The sequence below is a fragment of the Finegoldia sp. BIOML-A2 genome, from assembly GCF_009678315.1.
Lineage (GTDB): Bacteria > Bacillota > Clostridia > Tissierellales > Peptoniphilaceae > Finegoldia > Finegoldia magna.
Genome location: NZ_WKZE01000001.1, coordinates 31,723 through 51,727 on the forward strand (window position 1 = coordinate 31,723; position 20,005 = coordinate 51,727).

General features: G+C 31.9%; 18 protein-coding genes. 4 read left to right on the forward strand and 14 right to left on the reverse strand.

All coding sequences use genetic code 11. The annotated features are described in order from the left end of the window. Positions 1 to 15: 15 nt before the first annotated feature. From GKF99_RS00135 to rpsF, 9 genes are all read right to left on the reverse strand, one after another. Complete coding sequence (locus GKF99_RS00135; RefSeq protein WP_154271604.1) at positions 16 to 2,091, reverse strand: heavy metal translocating P-type ATPase; 2,076 nt, start codon at positions 2,089 to 2,091, stop codon at positions 16 to 18. Then, a complete protein-coding gene (locus tag GKF99_RS00140; RefSeq protein WP_102163629.1) occupies positions 2,091 to 2,417 on the reverse strand; it encodes a DUF6110 family protein in 327 nt (108 codons plus the stop codon). Before GKF99_RS00140 ends, GKF99_RS00135 begins: the two co-directional genes overlap by 1 nt. Positions 2,418 to 2,613: 196 nt before the next feature. Further along, positions 2,614 to 2,922 (reverse strand): thioredoxin, encoded by a 309-nt coding sequence (gene trxA / locus GKF99_RS00145; RefSeq protein ID WP_154272228.1) that lies wholly within the window; start codon positions 2,920 to 2,922, stop codon positions 2,614 to 2,616. Between the two features lie 9 nt (positions 2,923 to 2,931). Beyond that, entirely contained in the window at positions 2,932 to 4,302 is a 1,371-nt protein-coding gene (locus tag GKF99_RS00150) for a D-alanyl-D-alanine carboxypeptidase family protein (RefSeq protein ID WP_154272229.1), read from the reverse strand. Between the two features lie 12 nt (positions 4,303 to 4,314). Further along, on the reverse strand, positions 4,315 to 6,150 hold the full coding sequence (locus tag GKF99_RS00155) for a nucleoside-diphosphate sugar epimerase/dehydratase (RefSeq protein ID WP_154272230.1): 1,836 nt from the start codon (positions 6,148 to 6,150) through the stop codon (positions 4,315 to 4,317). An 84-nt stretch (positions 6,151 to 6,234) separates the two neighbouring features. After that, a complete protein-coding gene (locus GKF99_RS00160) occupies positions 6,235 to 7,296 on the reverse strand; it encodes a branched-chain amino acid aminotransferase (protein ID WP_154272231.1) in 1,062 nt (353 codons plus the stop codon). Positions 7,297 to 7,349: 53 nt separating this feature from the next. Next, positions 7,350 to 7,574: a 30S ribosomal protein S18 gene (gene rpsR / locus GKF99_RS00165; RefSeq protein WP_002835041.1), complete on the reverse strand. Its 225-nt coding sequence runs from the start codon at positions 7,572 to 7,574 to the stop codon at positions 7,350 to 7,352. Between the two features lie 20 nt (positions 7,575 to 7,594). Continuing rightward, positions 7,595 to 8,107: a single-stranded DNA-binding protein gene (locus GKF99_RS00170; protein ID WP_002835042.1), complete on the reverse strand. Its 513-nt coding sequence runs from the start codon at positions 8,105 to 8,107 to the stop codon at positions 7,595 to 7,597. A gap of 20 nt (positions 8,108 to 8,127) precedes the next feature. Then, positions 8,128 to 8,415: a 30S ribosomal protein S6 gene (gene rpsF, locus GKF99_RS00175; protein WP_002835043.1), complete on the reverse strand. Its 288-nt coding sequence runs from the start codon at positions 8,413 to 8,415 to the stop codon at positions 8,128 to 8,130. Between the two features lie 179 nt (positions 8,416 to 8,594). On the opposite strand from rpsF, the gene GKF99_RS00180 reads away from it, so the two are divergent. Beyond that, on the forward strand, positions 8,595 to 9,284 hold the full coding sequence (locus GKF99_RS00180; protein ID WP_094207389.1) for a hydrolase: 690 nt from the start codon (positions 8,595 to 8,597) through the stop codon (positions 9,282 to 9,284). Then, positions 9,277 to 9,810: a biotin transporter BioY gene (locus GKF99_RS00185; protein ID WP_154272232.1), complete on the forward strand. Its 534-nt coding sequence runs from the start codon at positions 9,277 to 9,279 to the stop codon at positions 9,808 to 9,810. Before GKF99_RS00180 ends, GKF99_RS00185 begins: the two co-directional genes overlap by 8 nt. A gap of 47 nt (positions 9,811 to 9,857) precedes the next feature. Here GKF99_RS00185 and fni read toward each other — a convergent pair whose 3' ends face one another. The 5 genes from fni to tadA form a co-directional block, all read right to left on the reverse strand. Continuing rightward, the gene (gene fni, locus GKF99_RS00190; protein WP_156849731.1) at positions 9,858 to 10,868 is read right to left on the reverse strand and encodes a type 2 isopentenyl-diphosphate Delta-isomerase; all 1,011 of its coding nucleotides are present in this window, start codon (positions 10,866 to 10,868) and stop codon (positions 9,858 to 9,860) included. A 26-nt stretch (positions 10,869 to 10,894) separates the two neighbouring features. Continuing rightward, positions 10,895 to 11,851: an LCP family protein gene (locus GKF99_RS00195; protein WP_154272234.1), complete on the reverse strand. Its 957-nt coding sequence runs from the start codon at positions 11,849 to 11,851 to the stop codon at positions 10,895 to 10,897. 123 nt (positions 11,852 to 11,974) lie between these two features. Then, entirely contained in the window at positions 11,975 to 16,180 is a 4,206-nt protein-coding gene (locus GKF99_RS00200) for an acyl-CoA dehydratase activase-related protein (RefSeq protein ID WP_154272235.1), read from the reverse strand. A gap of 72 nt (positions 16,181 to 16,252) precedes the next feature. Continuing rightward, positions 16,253 to 17,134, reverse strand: a complete 882-nt coding sequence (locus GKF99_RS00205; RefSeq protein ID WP_172976404.1) for a TIGR01212 family radical SAM protein — start codon at positions 17,132 to 17,134, stop codon at positions 16,253 to 16,255. Next, positions 17,112 to 17,579, reverse strand: a complete 468-nt coding sequence (tadA, locus tag GKF99_RS00210; protein ID WP_154272236.1) for a tRNA adenosine(34) deaminase TadA — start codon at positions 17,577 to 17,579, stop codon at positions 17,112 to 17,114. The genes GKF99_RS00205 and tadA overlap by 23 nt, the downstream gene beginning before the upstream one ends. A gap of 116 nt (positions 17,580 to 17,695) precedes the next feature. On the opposite strand from tadA, the gene GKF99_RS00215 reads away from it, so the two are divergent. Both GKF99_RS00215 and GKF99_RS00220 read left to right on the forward strand, forming a co-directional pair. Beyond that, entirely contained in the window at positions 17,696 to 18,802 is a 1,107-nt protein-coding gene (locus GKF99_RS00215) for a ribose-phosphate pyrophosphokinase (protein ID WP_094203930.1), read from the forward strand. Positions 18,803 to 18,812: 10 nt separating this feature from the next. Continuing rightward, complete coding sequence (locus GKF99_RS00220) at positions 18,813 to 19,889, forward strand: histidinol-phosphate transaminase (protein ID WP_154272237.1); 1,077 nt, start codon at positions 18,813 to 18,815, stop codon at positions 19,887 to 19,889. Positions 19,890 to 20,005: the final 116 nt, after the last annotated feature.

The following is a 20,005-nucleotide window of genomic DNA, read 5'->3' on the forward strand; positions in this document are numbered from 1 at the left end:
ATTTTTTTATTTAAATTATATTTTGTATTTATTCATATTTCTACCGGCAATCATAACCGTTGATAAATTGTGAAGGAGTGCCGATGAAGTATTGGTCAATATTCCCATAACTCCTAATATTATCAAAGTTGAATTGAATCCTACGATTTGTCTATAATCAGAATCAATTCTATTTTTCATAGCTTTTGATAATTTTACAACATCAACAAGCCCTTCTAAGCTGTCTGATCCAATCGAAATATCCGAGATTTCCTTCGCAATATCTGCTCCTTGATGCATTGAAATTCCCACATCTGCGCTAGATAATGCAACAGAATCGTTAATACCATCGCCAATCATTACAACCTTATTTCCCTTTTCTTTTTCTTGCAAGATATAGTTTTGCTTATCTTCAGGTAAAACTTGTGATTGATAATAATCCAAATCCAATAGTGAAGCAACACTGTGAGCAGAATTTTCTGCATCGCCAGTTAACATCGTGATGTTTTTAAACGACAAATCTCTCAATGATTTTACAACATCACAAGCCTCATCTCTTAGAGGATCTTCAATACAAATTACAGCGATTAATCTACCGGCAAATGCCAAGTACAATAGCGAATAATCTTCTTTTAATTTATCTATAATTTGTTTTGTTTCATCATTAATTTTTATTCCCTCATCATCAAGAATAAAATGTTCAGATCCAATCAAGGCATCCTTGTCAACAATCTTAGTTCTGATTCCGTGAGCAACAATGTACTCTGGTTTAGAGTGCATTTCTTCGTGCTTCAAATTTTTATGCTTTGCGTGTTCAACCACAGCTTTAGCAATCGAATGTGGGAAATGTTCTTCCAGACAAGCCGCTATTCTTAAGCACTCATTTTCCGAAATTTTATCGAGAGCTATTACTTTTGCTACTCTTGGCTCAGATTTTGTCAACGTACCAGTTTTGTCAAACACGATTGTATTTGCTTCAGACAAGTTTTCCAAATATTTTCCGCCCTTTACAAGGATTTTTTCTTCAGATGCTTGACTAATCGCCTTCATTACGGCAATTGGAATAGTTAATTTTAATGCACATGAGAAATCCACCATTAAGAAGGACTTAGCTTTTTGAAGATTTCTTGTGAATAAATAAGTCAATGCTGTGCCTATAAATGAATACTTCACAAGACTATCAGCCGTGTTCTCAGCTTTCTTTTGAGCGAGTGACTTGTTCTTTTCACTTTCTGAAATCAAACTGATAATATGAGATAATCTTGAATCATCGTGTTTTTTCGCCGTTTCGATTAGAATAGAACCTTCTTCAATTGCAGTTCCAGCAAATACAACACTACCCGACGTTTTCTTGACAGGATTTGATTCTCCAGTGAATGAAGATTCGTTAACCATGGCAACACCCTTAATGACTTTTCCATCAACAGGAATACTATTACCCATTTCAACTTCGACAATATCTCCAATTTCAACATCTTTAATATTTTTAATGATTTTTTCGTCATTTTCAATGACAAATACATTATCTATATTCAATGCCAAAGAATGTGCCAAATTTTCCTGAGATTTTTTCATTGTATAATCTTCTATTTCTTCACCTAATCCTAACAAGAACATAATATTTGCAGCATCTGCAAACTGTCTTGTTGCAAGAGATACAGAAATAGCTGTTGCATCCAACAATTCAACATTTAGTTTTCTATTGAGTAAAGATTTAATTCCATTTTTTATAAACGGATAAGCTCTAAAGAACAATGCAACTGTTCCTATTGGAGCAGGAAGCATATATTTGAAAAAGATTCTTCGATACATCGCATTTCTCAGAATATTAAACAAATCATTTTCTGATTGTGCTTGAAAATCTACATTATCTATTGATGTATTCTCAATTGTATCCATATCTAAATCAAGAATAAACTTCGCCAATTTCGAAACACAGTTTTCATCATAACTAACAGTAATAGAATTAGTAAGAAGTGAAATCTTACATGATCTCACTCCACTAACTTCTTCTATACAATATTTAAGTTTATTAAGATTTTCTTTTTTTAAATTATCTTCATAAACAAAACGGCATCTGCCCTTTATTCTGTGGGCTATTGACGCTCTCATTATTTATTTTCTTCCTCTTTTTTATCTTCAACTTTTTCTTCAGTTTTTTCTTCTTGTTCTTCAGCTACTTTTTCGATGTCCATTTCATCGTTTTTCTTAGCTTCTTCTTTTTCTTCTCTTTCTTTTACATCTTTTGCTTCTGCAATAACATCCTCTGCAGAAACTCTAATATTTTCAACAGTTTTATCGATAGATTCTTTAACTTTTAATCCTCCAACAACTGTACTAACAGCAGCTTTTTTAGCTAGCTTTGAATTCAAAACTTTTCCACCAATAGCTCCAGCTATTATTCCTGCACCTATGCTAATTATTTTTTTGTTTATCATAATATACCTCCATAATTTTATAACTTAAAATATTTGTAAGTTTTTACATAAAATTTACAATTTCTTTATATTCTATCTCACCATTATTATACAATTTTTTTCTTAAAAATATAAGTGTTTTCTTCGATTTTTTACTTTTTAAAAAGAACTAATCTATTTGTCCTAGATTAGTTCTCATTTGTTTATATTTGATTTGTTATTTTAGCATATCCAAGATATATTCTTTTTCAACCATACCTACAGTAGATTTTATGATTTCTCCATCTTCAAATACTAATATTGTAGGAATACTCATTACTTTGTATTTTCTGGAAATTTCTTGTGCTCCATCGACATTTAGTTTACAGATTTTGATGTTTTCGTCATTGTTTTCTTCATCAATTTCTTCAATTATTGGAGCAAGTCCTTGGCATGGTCCACACCAATCCGCATAGAAATCCACCAAAATTTTGCCTTTTGCTTGAATTACTTCTTCATCAAAGTTTTCATTGTTTAAATAAATCATATTTCACCTCTAATCATTGTTATCATTGTTGTCGTTGTTGTCGTTATCTCTGTCATTTTGATTATTATTTTGTCCATTATCTTCAGAATTTTGATTGTTTCTCTTCCTATCGGAGTTCTCTGAGTTTTCATTATCAGAATTATCTCTGTTATTATTTGAGTTATCATTGTCTGTTTTTCTCTCAGAGTTTTCTTCAGAATTTGATGGTTCTTTTTCTTCGTTGTTTTGTTTGTCGCTATCTTCTTTGTTGTTGTCTGTGTTTGTTACATTTTCATCTGCAACTTTAAGGTATTCTTCCAATGTCAAATTTTGATCGTGAATGATTTTCGCCAAATCAATTCCTACATATCTAAAATGCCATGGAGCAAAGCTTAATCCTGTAGTATCTTTCTTTCCTTCAGGATATCTCAACACAAAACCGTATTTATAAGCATTGTCCATCAACCACTTGTATTCTTTTGATTTTGAGAAATCTAATTTGTATTTAAGTGTGTAATCTTCACCTATCAAATCATAAGCAAGCCCTGTTTGATGTTCAGAAGTACCAGCTTTTACAAATTTTACATCTTCTACATCTTCTAACTTAGATTGTTGTTCGAATGATCTATAATCGCTAACACTTCTTAGTATTACACCGTCATTGTTTGCATCATTAACCATTAAAGTAAATGATTTACGAGCATCTTCATCAATTCCTGGATCGTAATCTGATGGCAATGTGTAGTCACTGTTTACAATCAAAACGCCTTTTATTACTTTGAATTGATTTTTGTTTTCTATATCTGACAAATCAGATTTTAAAATATATCCTTTTTTCCCATTATACACTACGTATGAGAAATCTCCTTGATCTGAGTAATACTTTACATATGCATTGTTAGGGATTTGTTCAAGGACAGTGGATACTTTTTCGCTCTTTTCATACAAATTAGTCATTTTATTTGTCTTTGAGAACTTAACTAATGATTGAACAATCGGTTGTGGTTTTACTGGTGTTTGGTTAGTTATTGTTGTTTGTTGTTTTGGTTTTGCGTTATTTTTATTTGCAACCTTCTTAACCGCGAAAACTATTAAAAGTATCAAAACTATTGCCACAATAGCCGATATAATTCTTCTACGCATCAGCTTTTTCTTTCTAGCTAGTCTTTTTTGTCTAGCTATTCTTTTTCTTTCCATTTCAACCATTTCTGGAGTCAAAACTATTGTTTTGCCCATATCCTGTTCGTGGTTGTAGCTATTTCTTTGTCTTCTTATTTCTCTACGATTTTTTTCGGCATTTTTCTTTCTGCGTCTCATTTCGCTTTCCGAAACTCTTCCGCTTGAAAAATCGTATTTTTTATTAATATCACTATAACTTGATTTTTTTCTATTATCAGCCATATTCCACCTCTCTTATTGATGTTCTACATCCGGAGTATAATTTGGTACGATTTTTTGTAACTGATTTACAATTACTAACTTAGAGTTTTGTTCAGTAGTTTTCTTCAAATCTACTAAATCGTTAGATAATTTATCAATATCGTGAACCACCGGTTCTTCTACAAATATCATATCATATTTTGTCTTGCTTATATTGTTCGCTTCTATTAAAGTTTCTTCGTAAAGTTTTTCCCCTGGTCTAAGTCCTGTAAATTTTATCTTGATGTCTTTGTCTAATTCTAAACCAGATAATTTGATAAGTTTTTTCGCCAAATCTACTATTTTTACAGGATCTCCCATATCTAATACAAATATTTCCCCACCTTCAGCCATAGCACCTGCTTGCATAACCAATTGGCAAGCTTCAGGTATTGTCATGAAATATCTGATAATATCCTTATGAGTAACAGTAACTGGTCCACCTTCTTGTATTTGCTTTTTGAATAACGGAATTACTGATCCATTTGATCCAAGCACGTTTCCAAATCTAACTGCCACATACTCTGTTTTAGAAATTTGATTTTTAGATTGTACTAATAGCTCACAAATTCTCTTTGTGCAACCCATTACAGATGTCGGATTAACCGCCTTATCTGTGGATATCAAAACAAATTTCTTAACGTTATGAATATCGCAACAATCTATAATGTTTTTTGTACCAAATACATTGTTAAGGACTGCTGCTTGTGGTGAATGTTCCATTAAAGGAACATGTTTATGAGCTGCTGCATGAAATACTACATCTGGTTTGTGAATTCCAAATATAGCGTTCATTCTGTCAAAGTTTCTAATTGATTCTATAATAACATCAATAGGTGCATCATGATCATTTCTCAAAATTTCATTTTGTATATCATAAGTAGTGTTTTCATAGATATCAATCATCACCAATTTTTTTGGTTTATATTTTAATATTTGTCTACAAAGCTCACTACCTATTGATCCACCTGCGCCAGTTACCATTACGACTTTATTGTTCAAAAATTCATTAAGGATTTCTTTGTCCAATACTACTTGGTCACGTCCAAGCAAGTCTTCGATTTGAACATCTCTTAAATCTTTCAAATCAACCTTGGAATCTATAAATTCATAATAACCAGGCATTATTTTAACTTTTGCATTAAGCTTTTCGCATTCATTAAGAATTTGTTTCTTTCGTTCTGAATCTATAGTTGGTATCGCTAGAACAATTTCTTCAACGTTGTACTCATGTGCCTTTTTAATAATATCACTTGTGTTTCCAACAACCGGAACTGAAGATATGCTTTTGTTTATTTTCGTATTATCGTCGTCGATTATACACACAGGTTTGGATTTCATTTCAGGATGATTTAACATTTCACGTACAATTAAAACTCCAGCAGCTCCTGCTCCTATTACCATTGAATTAACTTGTCCTTCTATAGTCTGTTCAACAGCTGATTTTTTATCAGTTTGAGTTCTTGCAATCATACGAACTATTAAAATCAAAATAACTTCAAAAACAAGTGCAATCAAAAAGCTTGATCTTGGAAGAGTTGATTTTACCAAAATTAAAAACAATGATGAACCAACACTCGCAATAACAGTGTATACACCAGCTTTTAGGTAGTCTTCAAATGTTGCATACCTCCACATTACCTTGTACATTTTGAAAATAAAAAGTATCAAAATTTGTATTATTGTAACTACGGCTGCATACTTAAGATAGTAACTCATGTATCTTGGAGGTACTTGTCCGTCAAATCTTAAAAGCAATCCTACAACGTACGATATATTAATAATTATAGCATCTAAAATTGCCAATACTATATTTCTGTATTTATTCATTTTAACTCCTCTGACAAATATTACTTATCGTATTCATTATACCATAAATACAAGATAAAATTATTTGGAAAATGACTTTAACGTTTAAATCTCAACTCTCCAATTAAAGTTATCTTCAATCTTTCCAAATTGTAAATTAGTTAATGTTTCGTAAACGTGAAGGCTAGTCTTTCCGATTTGACCATCGTTAATAATCATTTCATATTCATCATACAATAGCTTTCCAACTGGACTGATAACAGCTGCAGTTCCGGTTCCAAATATTTCTAGAAGCTCTCCATTTTTGTAATAATCTACGATATCGTCAATAGAAATTCTTTCTTCTGAAACTTCCATACCTTCGTGTCTTAGTAATTCGATAACAGATTTTCTAGTTATTCCTTCCAAAATACTTCCATTAATCATTGGAGTTATAACCCTATTTTTTAATACAAAGAATATATTCATCGCACCTACTTCTTCGATGTATTTTCTTTCCACACCGTCTAGCCATAAAACTTGTGAATAACCCCTGTCGTGAGCAATATCTTGGCTTTTCATGCTAGCAGCATAATTTCCACCAGTTTTTGCCATTCCCATTCCGCCTCTTACAGCTCTCACATAATCTTTTTCTACATAAATACTAACAGGGCTCAAACCATTTTTGTAATAAGATCCGCTTGGAGAAGCTATTATGATAAGTTTGTATTCATTACTAACTTTTACTCCTAATTGTGCATCAGTTGCAATGATAAAAGGTCTGATATACAATGAGCAACCTTCTTCTTCAGGTATCCAATCTCTTTCCAAATCGACAAATTTGTACAAATATTCCAAAACTTTTTCTTCATCGATTTGTGGAATACACAATCTATCATTGCTTTTATTTAATCTTTTTAAATTTTCTAATGGTCTAAACAAATATACTTTGCCGTCATTTTTATAAGCTTTCATTCCTTCAAAAACAGTTTGTCCGTAATGAAAAACCATAGAAGAAGGATCAAGACAAATATTTTGATATGGAATTATCCTTTCATCGTGCCAACCTTTTTCTTTGTCGTAATCTATTACTAACATGTGATCTGTAAATATTTTTCCAAATCCCAATTCTTCACTATTAGAGTATTTTTGTTTTGGTGTTGTTGTTTTTTCAATTTTTAAACTCATTTATATCTCCTTATATGTAAAAAAAGCTACCATCAAGGTAGCTTAATTTTGTCTTATTCAGCACTGTATGGTAATAGTGCAACTTGTCTAGCTTTTTTGATAGCATCAGTTATTTGTCTTTGATGTTTTGCGTTTAATCCAGTTACTCTTCTTGGTAAAATCTTACCTCTTTCGCTGATATAGTTTTTAAGCATATTTACATCTTTATAATCAATAACTTTTGTTTTATCCTTTTGGAATGGATCTATCTTTTTTCTAGGTCTAAATCTTCTTTGCATATCTTTAAAACCTCCTACTATTAGAATGGAAGTTCGTCAATATCAGTCGGAACTGCATTGTCTCCCATTCCGAAATCGTCATTACTCTTATGAATATCGTTTGAATTTTGGAAATTATTGTTTTGGAAAGAATTATTGTTGAATGATTGGTTATTGTTGTAACCTTGATAGTTACCTGAATTTGGTTGTGAATTACTTGATTCAACAAAATCAAATTGATCGACAATTACATCAGTTGTATAAATTCTTTGTCCTTGTTGGTTTTCATAAGATCCCGTTTGAATGTGACCTGTAATCGCAATTCTATTTCCTTTGTGGAAATATTGTCCAATAACTTCTGCAGTTCTTCCAAAAGCAACGCAGTTGATAAAATCCGCAGTTGGTTGATTGTTGTTTTCAGCTTCCATTCTTTTTTCTTTAGATAATCTTCTATCTACAGCAACACTAAATCTAGCGTTAGCTAATTGAGTATTCGCTGAATATCTCACTTCAGGGTCTCTTGTCAATCTACCCATCAAACTAACATTATTCAAAACATTTCCTCCTCTTACGATTATTGTTCGTCTACTCTAACAACCATGTATCTAATGATTTGGTCGAATAATCTACATCTTCTTTCGATTTCCTTAACAAATTGTGGATCTAAATCGAAGTTTACAATATAATAGTATCCTTCTTTAATGTAGTTAATTTCATAAGCTAATTTTCTTTTTCCCCAATCGTGAACTTCTTCAAGTTTACCATTTTCGTCAATTACTTGTTGAATTCTTGAGAATACAGTATTTCTGTCTTCTTCTGATAATTCTGGCTTAAAGATTAGCACTAATTCATATTTATTCATATGACACCTCCTTGTGGTCTATTTGGCCCCTATCCGGAGCAAGGATTTACCTATATATATTACCATAATCTTCTAAGAATTACAACAAATTCCCAAAATATTTTTTAGTTTTTATGATTTGCTAGAATGGCTTTATCTATTATAATATAAATATGAAATTCATTTTATGGAGGCATCTTATGGAAAAGAAATTTATACCAGAAGTAAAATCTAATTTGAGACACAGAATGGTACATATTCCAGAAGCTATGTACAAAGCATCTGGCATAACAGTTTTAGGTAAAAGAATAAAAACTCTTGTCTTTACAACAGACATTGCAATAATTAATAATACAAATGGTCACGCAATAATGGCAGTATATCCTTTCACACCAACATTATCAATCACAAATGCTATAATAATGTCTTCAAGTCTTCCAGTTTTTGCTGGAGTAGGTGGTGGAATTACATCTGGAATTAGAAGTGTAAATATGGCATTACAAGCAGAGATGTTAGGAGCATATGGAGTAATCGTAAATGCCCCTATGAAAAACGAGACTATTGTTCAGATGAAAAAAGTTTTAGACATACCTATCGTCGCTACAATAGTATCTGCATATGATGATATCGAAGGAAAAATCAATTCTGGTGCAGATATTTTAAATGTATCTGGTGGAAAGAAAACTGCATTTTTAGTTGAAGAAATCAGGAAAAAAGTTGGATATGAATTTCCAATAATTGCAACAGGCGGTGATAATGAGCAAAATGTTATTGATACGATAAATGCTGGAGCAAATGCTTTAAGTTATACTCCACCAACATCAGCAGAAATTTTCCACGAAGTAATGGCAAATTACAGACAAGATATGAGAGAAAAGCAAGATGAGTAGAAGTATCGATACAAAAGAACTCATAAAAATCGCTTTGTTTAGCGCACTCATAGTAATTGGATCTTATATAATAATTCCATTATTTCCAGTTCCTATTTCCTTACAAAGTTTATTTGCAATATCATCTGGATATTATTTAAGCAAAAAATACGCGAATATGTCAGTTTTATTGTATATTGTATTAGGGCTTATTGGTCTTCCTGTTTTTGCAGGAGGAAAGGGTGGTATACAAGCAATATTTTCACCTAGCTTTGGTTATGTAATAGGATTTTTAGTACAAACTTTTTATGTAAAATTCAAAGACCGCAACCTGTCACAATTAAACCTTTTTATTATGTTCATGGTGTCATCACTTATAATTTACGCTTTTGGTGTGATATACATGGGAGTATTGTTCAAATTATCTAATAAACAATTCGACTTATGGAAATTATTATTCACTGGTATGATAGTGTTTTTACCTGGAGATATGTTAAAAGCTTTGGTTTTTAGTTTTGTTACAAAAAGAGTAGAAAAATACATTTAAAAAAGTCATACAAGTTTGATATTAAAATCAAATTTGTATGACTTTATTTATTCTGTAATTTCTTTTAATTTTCCAAATATTTTGTAGTCCAGATTTTTAAGCTCATTGATGTTTTTTGCTCCGAGCATTACCATAAGCATTTTTAATTTATAAATCAAGCTATCCAAAAATTCCTTAGCAAATTCATAACCACCATGCATTAAATAAGATAATACTTCGCCACTCATCGCTGTCATATCTGCACCAAGGACTAGCGCTTTTACAATATCAATTGATGTTTTTATCCCACCACTTGCAATCAAAAACAAATCGTCAGGTTTATCTTGCATGTCCAATAAAATCTTCGCCGTAGGAATCCCCCAACAGTAAAATTCAGAAAATTCCATATCGAATCTTCTATTATCTTCTATTTCAGAAAAATTTGTTCCACCAAAACCAGCAATATCAATGTATCTAACACCCAAATCGTATAAATCATAGATTGTTTTTTTGTTCATTCCGTAACCTACTTCTTTTACGATTATAGGCACATCTACATTTTCTACTATATTTTTAATGTTATCTTTTATTCCGGAAAATTCTCGGTCTCCTTCTTCCATAATCAATTCTTGAATTGGATTCAAGTGAAGGCCAAACATATCAGCATCTATCATCTCAATCGCTTTTTGAACTGATTCCAAGCTTTCTCTTGCAGAAAGATTTCCTATTACGATGTTTTCGTTTTTAATCAAATTTTCTCGTACAAGTTCGAAACTTTCAATCGCTTCATCTTCCACAAGAGCAATTTTTTGACTGCCAACTGCCATTGGAATGTTGAATGTTTTACACAATCTAGCCAAGTCTTCATTGATGTCGCAACAGGAATCTCCACCACCAGTCATTGCGTTTATCATAAAAGGATAGTCAATTTTCTTGCCGTTAAATTCCATCGACAAATCGACATCATTCAAATCTAATTCTGGTAGTGATGTATGCTCTAAATACACACAATCAAATAAATTGTTGCCCTTGTATTCTGATTTTAAATAATTTTCAATGTGTTCTTGCTTTCTTTCCACAAAAATACCTCCCAAAAACAAAACCACTAATTATTTTGAGATTCTTCCTCATCTTCTTTTTTATCATTGTCTTGATTAGTGGTTTGATCATCCAGTTTGTATTCAGCAAATAATCTGTCTACAATTTCTGGTAATTGTTCTTCATCCGCCATATACCAACTAATTCCATCATCTTTATAATCTCCAGGTAGTATATAGCTATGTATTTTGCTAGATGAAAAGTTAGGAATTTTTGTAAGATAAGCCGTCATATCTCCCAATGGAATATTCGTTTTAACATCTCTTTTGAATATTTCAACCATCTTTGGCATTTTTGTAATATTTGCAGGACTCAATAATTGATCTATCAATGTTTTTATAAAATAGTGTTGATTTTCAATTCTCGCTTCATCAGATCCACCTAATGGATGACGTGCCCTCACATATTGTAACGCTTCATCTCCGTTTAGTTTTGATTTTCCTTTTGGGATACGGATATGTCTTGATTCAACAACTATTTCAGCTGGTGAATCAACTTCAACTCCACCCATAGCATCTACGATGTGTTCTACACTATCAAAATCAACTTCAACGTAATAATCCAAATCTATTCCCAATAAATCTCTCAACGCTTTTAAAGATCCCTTCGCTCCTTCATAAGCATGGGCAGCATTTACTTTGTGGATATTTCCATTCAATCTAATCTGAGTATCTCTTGGTACAGACAGTATATCCACATTACCAGAATTAAAGTTAACTTTGCAAACCATTATAGTATCAGATCTTTGATGATCTGTTGTGCTTACTTCTTTGTCAATTCCTAGAAGGACAAATAAAAATTCATCCGGTATATTTTGTTCAATTACATTGTTTTTTCCTAATTCATCGCCTTTAATATCAGAGCCAGTTGTTTTTAAGCTTCCCAAAAATTTACCAGCACCGAAATAAACTCCCAAAAATAGTGCTAGCGAAATAAAAAAGACAATAACAGCTCTTTTTTTCATTCTTTCCTCCAATTACTTTCTTAATGAACAAAGCACTCGGATTCACCGGTGCTTTGCCATAACACTTATTTAATTATATCAAAAACAATGAAAATTTACATTAAATTTGATTTTTTGTAAGTTTTAATTATTAATTTTCTCCTTTGCTTGTGAAAGCATAAGTTTAATTCTATTAATTTGGTTTACTTCACTTGCGCCAGGATCGTAGTCAATTGGAATTATGTTTGCTTGTGGATACAATTGTCTAATTCTCTTAATGACTCCTTTTCCTGTGATATGGTTTGGAAGACAACCAAATGGTTGAATACATACAATGTTGTTAGCATTGATATGAATTAATTCTATCATTTCTGCAGTCAACAACCATCCTTCACCGTATTGATTTCCTAGTGATACAACTTCTTGTGCGTAATCTTCAAGTTCTTGTATCTTAAGCGGATGAGTAAACTTCGATTTTATTAATTGGTTTCTGATGTATTTTCTGTAATGTTCAATCAAATTTACTCCCATATTGCACATGAATCCTGTGAATTTGGATTTGGATAAGAAGTTTCCCTTATGATATTCATTTCTCAAGCAATAAAGTACAAAATCTGTCAAATCAGGCATTACTACTTCACAGCCTTCTTTTTCCAATAAATCTTGCAAATTATTATTGGCTTGAGGAAGATATTTTACGAGGATTTCTCCTACAATACCAACTTTTGGTTTTTGTATATCCAATAATTCTATTTTTGAAAAATCTTCAATAATTTCATCGACAGTTTGTCTAAATAGTTTTGAACTTGATTTCAAAACTCTCTTTTGACATTCTTCAATCCATTTTTGTTTTAAAGTATCAGTTTCTTTTTCCTTTTCGTAGGCTCTTGTGAAGTTTGATAATCTCATTATCAAGTCCCCATATAATACTGCAACAATCATTTTTTGTAATACTAATGGAGAAAGGTTAAAGCCTTCGTTTGTTTCGATATTTTGCCAAGAAATAGCAATTACAGGAATATTTTCATATCCCGCTTCTTTTAATGCTTTTCTTATGAAACCAACATAGTTACTTGCTCTGCATGCTCCACCAGTTTGACTCATTAACAAAGCTAGTTTGTCAGTGTCATATCTACCAGAATTTATAGCTTCCATCATTTGTCCAACAACAGTTATAGATGGATAACAAGCGTCGTTGTTTACATATTTTAATCCCTCGTCGATTACTTTTGAATTAACATCTTTCAAAAATTCCACTTTATAGCCATTATCTTTGAATAAAGATTCCATTATTTCAAAGTGATCCGGCGCCATTTGTGGTGCTAGGATCGTGTATTCTTCTTTCATTTTCTTAGTGAATTCGACTTTTTCAACGTGATATGATTTTTTAACATTTGGAACGAAGTTTTTCTTTTCAAGTGCTTGTATCAATGATCTTATTCTGATTTTAACAGCACCTAAGTTACTAATTTCGTCGATTTTTAATACAGTGTAGATTTTTCCTTTAGCAGACAATATTTCATTAACTTGATCTGTAGTTACAGCGTCTATTCCGCAACCGAATGAATTAAGTTGAACCATTTCCAAATCTTCACTGTTTCCAACAATTTCTGCTGCTCTGTAAAGTCTGGAGTGATATACCCATTGATCCAATACTCTCAAATCGCTATCAACGTCATCATCATAATCAATTATAGAATCTTCTGATAAAACTCCAAGGCCTAATGAAGTAATCAGTTCAGGAATTCCATGATTTATTTCTGAATCGACATGATATGGTCTACCAGCTAACACAATTGCTTTTTTGCCCATTTCACGAATTTTGGACAAAGCTTTCTTCCCTTCAACCTTTACATCTTTTCTGTATTTTTCAAGTTCATCCCACGCTCTATCAACGCTGTTTGATATGTCCTTATCAGAAAGTCCTAGCTCTTTTAATTCGTCGATAAGTCTTGTCTTTAATTTATTTTTATCTTGGAATGATATGAATGGGTTGAAATACTTCGTGTTTTTCAATCCATCGACATTATTTTTAATAACTTCCGGATATCCAGTAACTACTGGACAGTTAATGTGGTTATTCGCCTTATCGTATTCTTGTTTTTCAAAAAATACCGAAGGATAGAATATCATATCGACATTTTTTTCTAACAAATCTTCAATGTGACCGTGAACTAATTTTGCAGGATAGCAACATGTTTCACTTGTAATAGAAGAAATTCCTTTTTCGTAAATTTCTCTTGATGATTTAGAAGACAATACAACTCTGTATCCTAAATTCGTGAAGAATGTATGCCAGAAAGGATAATTTTCGTACATATTCAACACTCTAGGAATTCCTACAGTTGCTCTTGCTTTATCTTTTGGAATGCTCTTATATCCAAATAATCTCTTGTTTTTATAATCGTACATATTTGGAAGCTTGTCTTTTTTATCCAGACTAATTCCAGCTCCTCTTTCACATCTATTTCCAGTAACAAACTTTTTGCCATTTGCAAATTTGTTGATAGTTAATTTGCAATGGTTAGAACAATATTTACATTCTGCTTGTTCTTGAGTATATTCAAATTTTTGAAGTTCATCCTCAGATAAAATCGTAGAATATCCTGTTGATTTTTCTTTTGCAATCAAAGCCATTCCCATAGCTCCCATAAGTCCAGAAATATTTGGTCTTGTAGGAACTTTACCTGTAATTTTTTCGAAAGCTCTTAGTATAGCATCCCCGTAGAATGTACCACCTTGAACTACGATATGTTCACCTAATTTTGATGGATCTCTAAGTTTGATAACTTTTTGGATTGCATTTTTGATTACTGAATAACATAAACCCGCTGCAATATCACTGACACTAGCGCCTTCTTTTTGCGCTTGTTTTACTTTCGAATTCATAAATACTGTACATCTTGAACCTAAATCTACAGGATTCTCTGATTCAAGTGCTTTTTGTTGAAATTCTTGTACGGATAAATTCAAACTATGAGCAAATGTTTCAATAAATGATCCGCAACCAGAAGAACACGCTTCATTTAATTGAATAGAATCAATTATTCCATCATTTACATGCATAGCTTTCATGTCTTGACCGCCAATATCCAAAACAAAATCAACATCTGGATCAAAATATCTTGCAGCAGTCAAATGCGCTATTGTCTCTACTTCACCAAAATCGACCGATAAAGCTTGTTTTATAAAATCTTCTCCATAACCTGTTATACCACTACTTGCAATTTTTTGGTTATCATTTAGTTTAGAATAAATTACAGATAATTGTTCCTTAACTAAATCAAGTGGATTTCCTTGGTTATTTGCATAAAAATCGTAAACAATGTTGCAATCTTCATCAATTACTACAATTTTACTAGTAGTTGAACCTGCATCAATCCCCAAATACAAGTTTCCTTGTACTTCGTCAAGATTTTTGAATTTGACGTTTGATTTCTTGTGATTTTCGTAAAATTCTTCTTTTTCTTTCTCATTTTTAAATAACGGCTCAAGTATTAACTCATCGCTAATTTCTTGTTTTTTGTCATAAGATCTGTTCAACAAATCCTCATACTTCACAACTTTTTCATCCATTGATGCAATAGCTGCTCCCAATGCCACAAATACTTGAGCATTTTCAGGACTGTAGAACGTGTTCACACCATCATCTAGTGTCGTGATGAATCTATTTCTTAATTCTGATAAGAAATAAAGTGGTCCACCCAAAAATACGATATTTCCTTCAATAGGTCTACCACAAGCAAGATTTGATATTGTTTGATTGACAACAGATTGGAAAACACTAACTGCCATGTCTTCTTTTGTTGCGCCTTGGTTGATCAAAGCTTGAATGTCAGTTTTTGCATATACTCCGCATCTACTTGCAATCGAAAATATTTTCTTGTAATCTTTGGCTAATTCGTTAAGACCAGATGCATCTGTCTTTAACAAAGCTGCCATTTGGTCTATGAATGCTCCAGTTCCACCTGCGCAGATGGAGTTCATTCTTTGTTCTACGTTTCCTTTTAGATAAGTTATCTTACTGTCTTCTCCCCCAAGCTCAATACACACATCGGCATTAGGGATATATTTTTTAATAGCTGTAGTTCCAGCCACAACTTCTTGTATAAATTCGATATTCAAATTATCTTCAACATACATTCCGCCACTTCCAGTGACCATAATTGTACAATCGCTGTTTTTGAACTCTGGATGTGAATCGTATGCTTGTTTAAGAACATTTTTGGTAGTTTCTTCTATGTCAGAACGATGTCTAGTGTATTCTTGAAATAAAATTTCGTAGTTTTCATTTATAATGACAAGCTTGACAGTAGTTGAACCTACATCTAATCCCATGTGGATTTTCATTTTTGTTATTCCCTCCATATTCCTATACTAAGTTAGTATATTTCAAACGCACAAAAACTTCAATAAATTTTTTTATGTATTGTATGTTTTAATTTTACTATTTATCTCAGAAATTACTTTCAATTTATCACAAGACCATTTAGGAAGATAAAGTTTTGGCTTGTAAGCATCTCCTGTCAATCGGTGCACAACTGTATCCTCATTTAAAATTTTGAAACTATCTACAACCCAATCAGTGTATTCATCCATCGTCAAAATTTTAAATTTATTTTTTAGATAATAATCGTACAACCTTGAATCTGTTTGTATATATAATGAATGAATTTTGATTCCCCAAATATCATGCATTTGCGTTTGATACACACTTTCCAAAAAATCATCCTCACTTTCATAGGGAAGGCCTGCAATTACATGCGAGATTACTTTAATGTCATTATCCATAAGTTTTTTTGCCATATCAAAATAAACATCATTGCTATAAGCACGATTGATTAATTCTATCGTAGACTTTTTAGTGGATTGAAGGCCCATTTCAACCCACACATCCACCTGTTTGTTTATATCACTCAAAAGTTTTATCTTCTCATCATCTAAGCAGTCTCCTCTGGTGGCTATATCAAGCACCAGCACATTTTCGTTATCAATAGCATCTGAGTAAATTTCCCTAAGTTCATTTACTGGCTTGTAAGTATTGGTGAACGATTGAAAATACGTAATGAATTTATCTGCTTTTTTCTTTTCGGATAATCTTTTAATTTGCAATTCGACCTGATCTTTGATTGAATACTCATTAAAAGTAAATTCACCAGAACCACTTTCAGAACAAAAAATACAACCTTTAGAATTTTTTCTATTAGGACAACTGAATCCACCATCTAACGGTAATTTGTAAACTTTCGTGCCGTATGTTTTTTTCAAATAATCACTTAATCTATTTATTTCTATTTTTTTCACGAATCCTCCTGAAAAAACTCTGCATCAAATCGACACACTCTTTTTCCATAATACTTTTTACTTCTATTTTATGATTGAGTCCTTCGTAATCATTTAATGAAATCAAAGACCCACAAGCTCCTCTTTTTTTATCAAAAGCTCCGAACACAACTTTTGGTATTCTTGAATACACCAAAGCACCTGTGCACATCACACAAGGCTCCAATGTCACATACATTGTACAATCATCAAGCCTAAAATTTCCAATAACCTTAGTTGCTTGATTAATAGCTTTTAATTCTGCATGCATTGTCGCATTGTTGTCTGTTTCCACACTGTTATAAGCTTGAGCAATTATTTCACCATTTTTTACAATAACACATCCTACAGGAACTTCATCCATATCATAAGCAATCTTAGCTTGTTCTATAGCTTTCATCATGAATTTTTCATCATTATTTTCCATAAATTATTAAACACCTTTCCTATCCGATTATATCAAATAGTTTGTGTTATTTAAATTTGAATACGTAAATTGTTTGTGATATTCTTTATATATAATGTAGTATTTAAGGAGGACTTATGTCAGAATCAAAATTTGAAGAGTTTCCATACGGAGAACTTGGAATCATAGCAATGAAGAACATTGAAGGTTTGGCAAAAGAAGTTGACGAACTTTTAATGAAAAAAAACGGTGCAACAGAAAGTTATTTATTAAAGATAACAGAATCCAGATTTAGTAACGGTGAAGGAAAAGTTACAATCGATGAATCAGTTAGAGGTCGTGATATTTTAATCATCTCAGACGTTGGAAATTATGGATTAAAGTACAATATGTTTGGCGAACAAACTATAATTGGTCCAGATGAACACTTCCAAGATATCAAAAGAGTTATCTCCGCAATTAATGGAAAGGCTTCACGTATCAATGTAATGATGCCTCTTTTATATTCATCACGTCAACACAGACGTAAATCCAGAGAATCACTTGACTGTGCAATGGCACTTCAAGAATTAGAAGACATGGGAGTAGATGGAATTTACACATTTGATGTGCACGATCCAAACGTACAAAACGCAATCCCATTGATGACATTTGAAAACATCTATCCTACAGCAGAAATAGTTACTCACTTCTTAGAAAAAGAAAATATAACTACTGATGAATTAGACAAGAAAAATATGATCATTATTTCACCAGATACTGGTGCAATGGATAGAGCAATTTACTATTCAAATATTTTAAAACAAGACATAGGATTATTCTACAAAAGACGTGATTACACTAAAGTAGTCGACGGTAAGAATCCTATTATTGAACACAAATACATCGGACGTGAAGTAGAAGGCAAAGACATATTAATCGTAGACGATATGATTGCTTCAGGCGGATCTGTTATTGATATTGCAAAACAATTGAAAAAACAAAATGCAAACAGAATATTCTGCGCAGTAAGTTTCGCTTTGTTTACTGAAGGTCCTGACAAATTTGACCAAATGAATAAAGAAGGCTACATCGACGGAGTTTATTCTACAAACTTAACATACGTACCAGAATCAATCAAAAACAAAGAATGGTTCCACGCTGTAGATATGAGCGAATTGATGAGCGAATTTATTCACCACATCAACAGAGAAGAATCCATCTCAATTTTATTAGATAAAACAAGAGGTATTAATATTTTATAAGGAGAAAATAATGAAATCATCTCATGGAGCAAATCTTTTTGAAATTCAAAAAGAATACGGATTTAATATAGATGAAATCAAGGATTTCAGTTCAAACGTCAATCCTTTAGGTCCAAGTCCTAAAGCGATGACTAAGCTTGAAAATAATCTTAATAAAGTCGGAGTGTACCCTGACCCAAATTACGATCAATTACTATCATCTATTGAAAAATACGCCAATGTATCAAGAGACAAAATCTTGCTTACATCTGGTAGCACTAATTTGATTTCATCATTTATATCTCTAATCAATCCAAAAAATGCAATAATATTCAACCCTAGTTATTCGGAGTATGAAAGAGAACTCAACAAAATCAACTCCAATATAATTTCTTACGATTTGGACAAATCAAATGATTTTGCGATAGATAGTAAGAAATTATCGAGAATGATAAAAGAAAATGACGTAAGTCTTGTAATATTAACCAATCCTAATAATCCAACAGGATATGCTATCAAAAACGGAAAACTCGAAGAACTCATCAAATCAAGCAATTGCTATTTTATGATAGATGAAACTTATGTTGAGTTTTCAGATGTGGACAAATATTCAGCAGTTAGTTTAACTGAAACATGTGATAACCTACTTGTTATACGTTCTACATCAAAGTTTTTCGCAGCTGCCGGAATAAGATTGGGTTACGGAATAACTGGAAACAAAAAACTTTACGATGATATAAATAAACACACCAATTTGTGGAACATAAATATTTTTGCCGACATTCTTGGTGGCGAGATGTTCACGGATACTGACTACCACAAAAACGTGTTCGCATTTATCAATCGTGAAAAAGAAAAAATGATATCTACTTTAGAAAAAATTGATTGCTTGAAAGTTTATCCTTCAAAATCGAATTTCGTACTATGCGAAATATTGAACAAAAAATTAACTGCACATGAATTAAGAGAAAGATTAATTCCTCACGCTCTTATCATAAGAGACTGTGCATCGTTTAATAATTTGAATGAATACTTTTTTAGATTTTGTATTTTGGATGAACAATCAAACGATAAATTGCTTAAATTGATTGAAGATATCTTAAAATAATTTCAATTTAAAAGATCCCAGATTTTAAAATCTGAGATCTTTTTTGTTTGTTTATATTACTTTTTTATCTTTTTTGTGTTCGTCTGATAATAAAGTTGCCATGTTAACAAATCTTT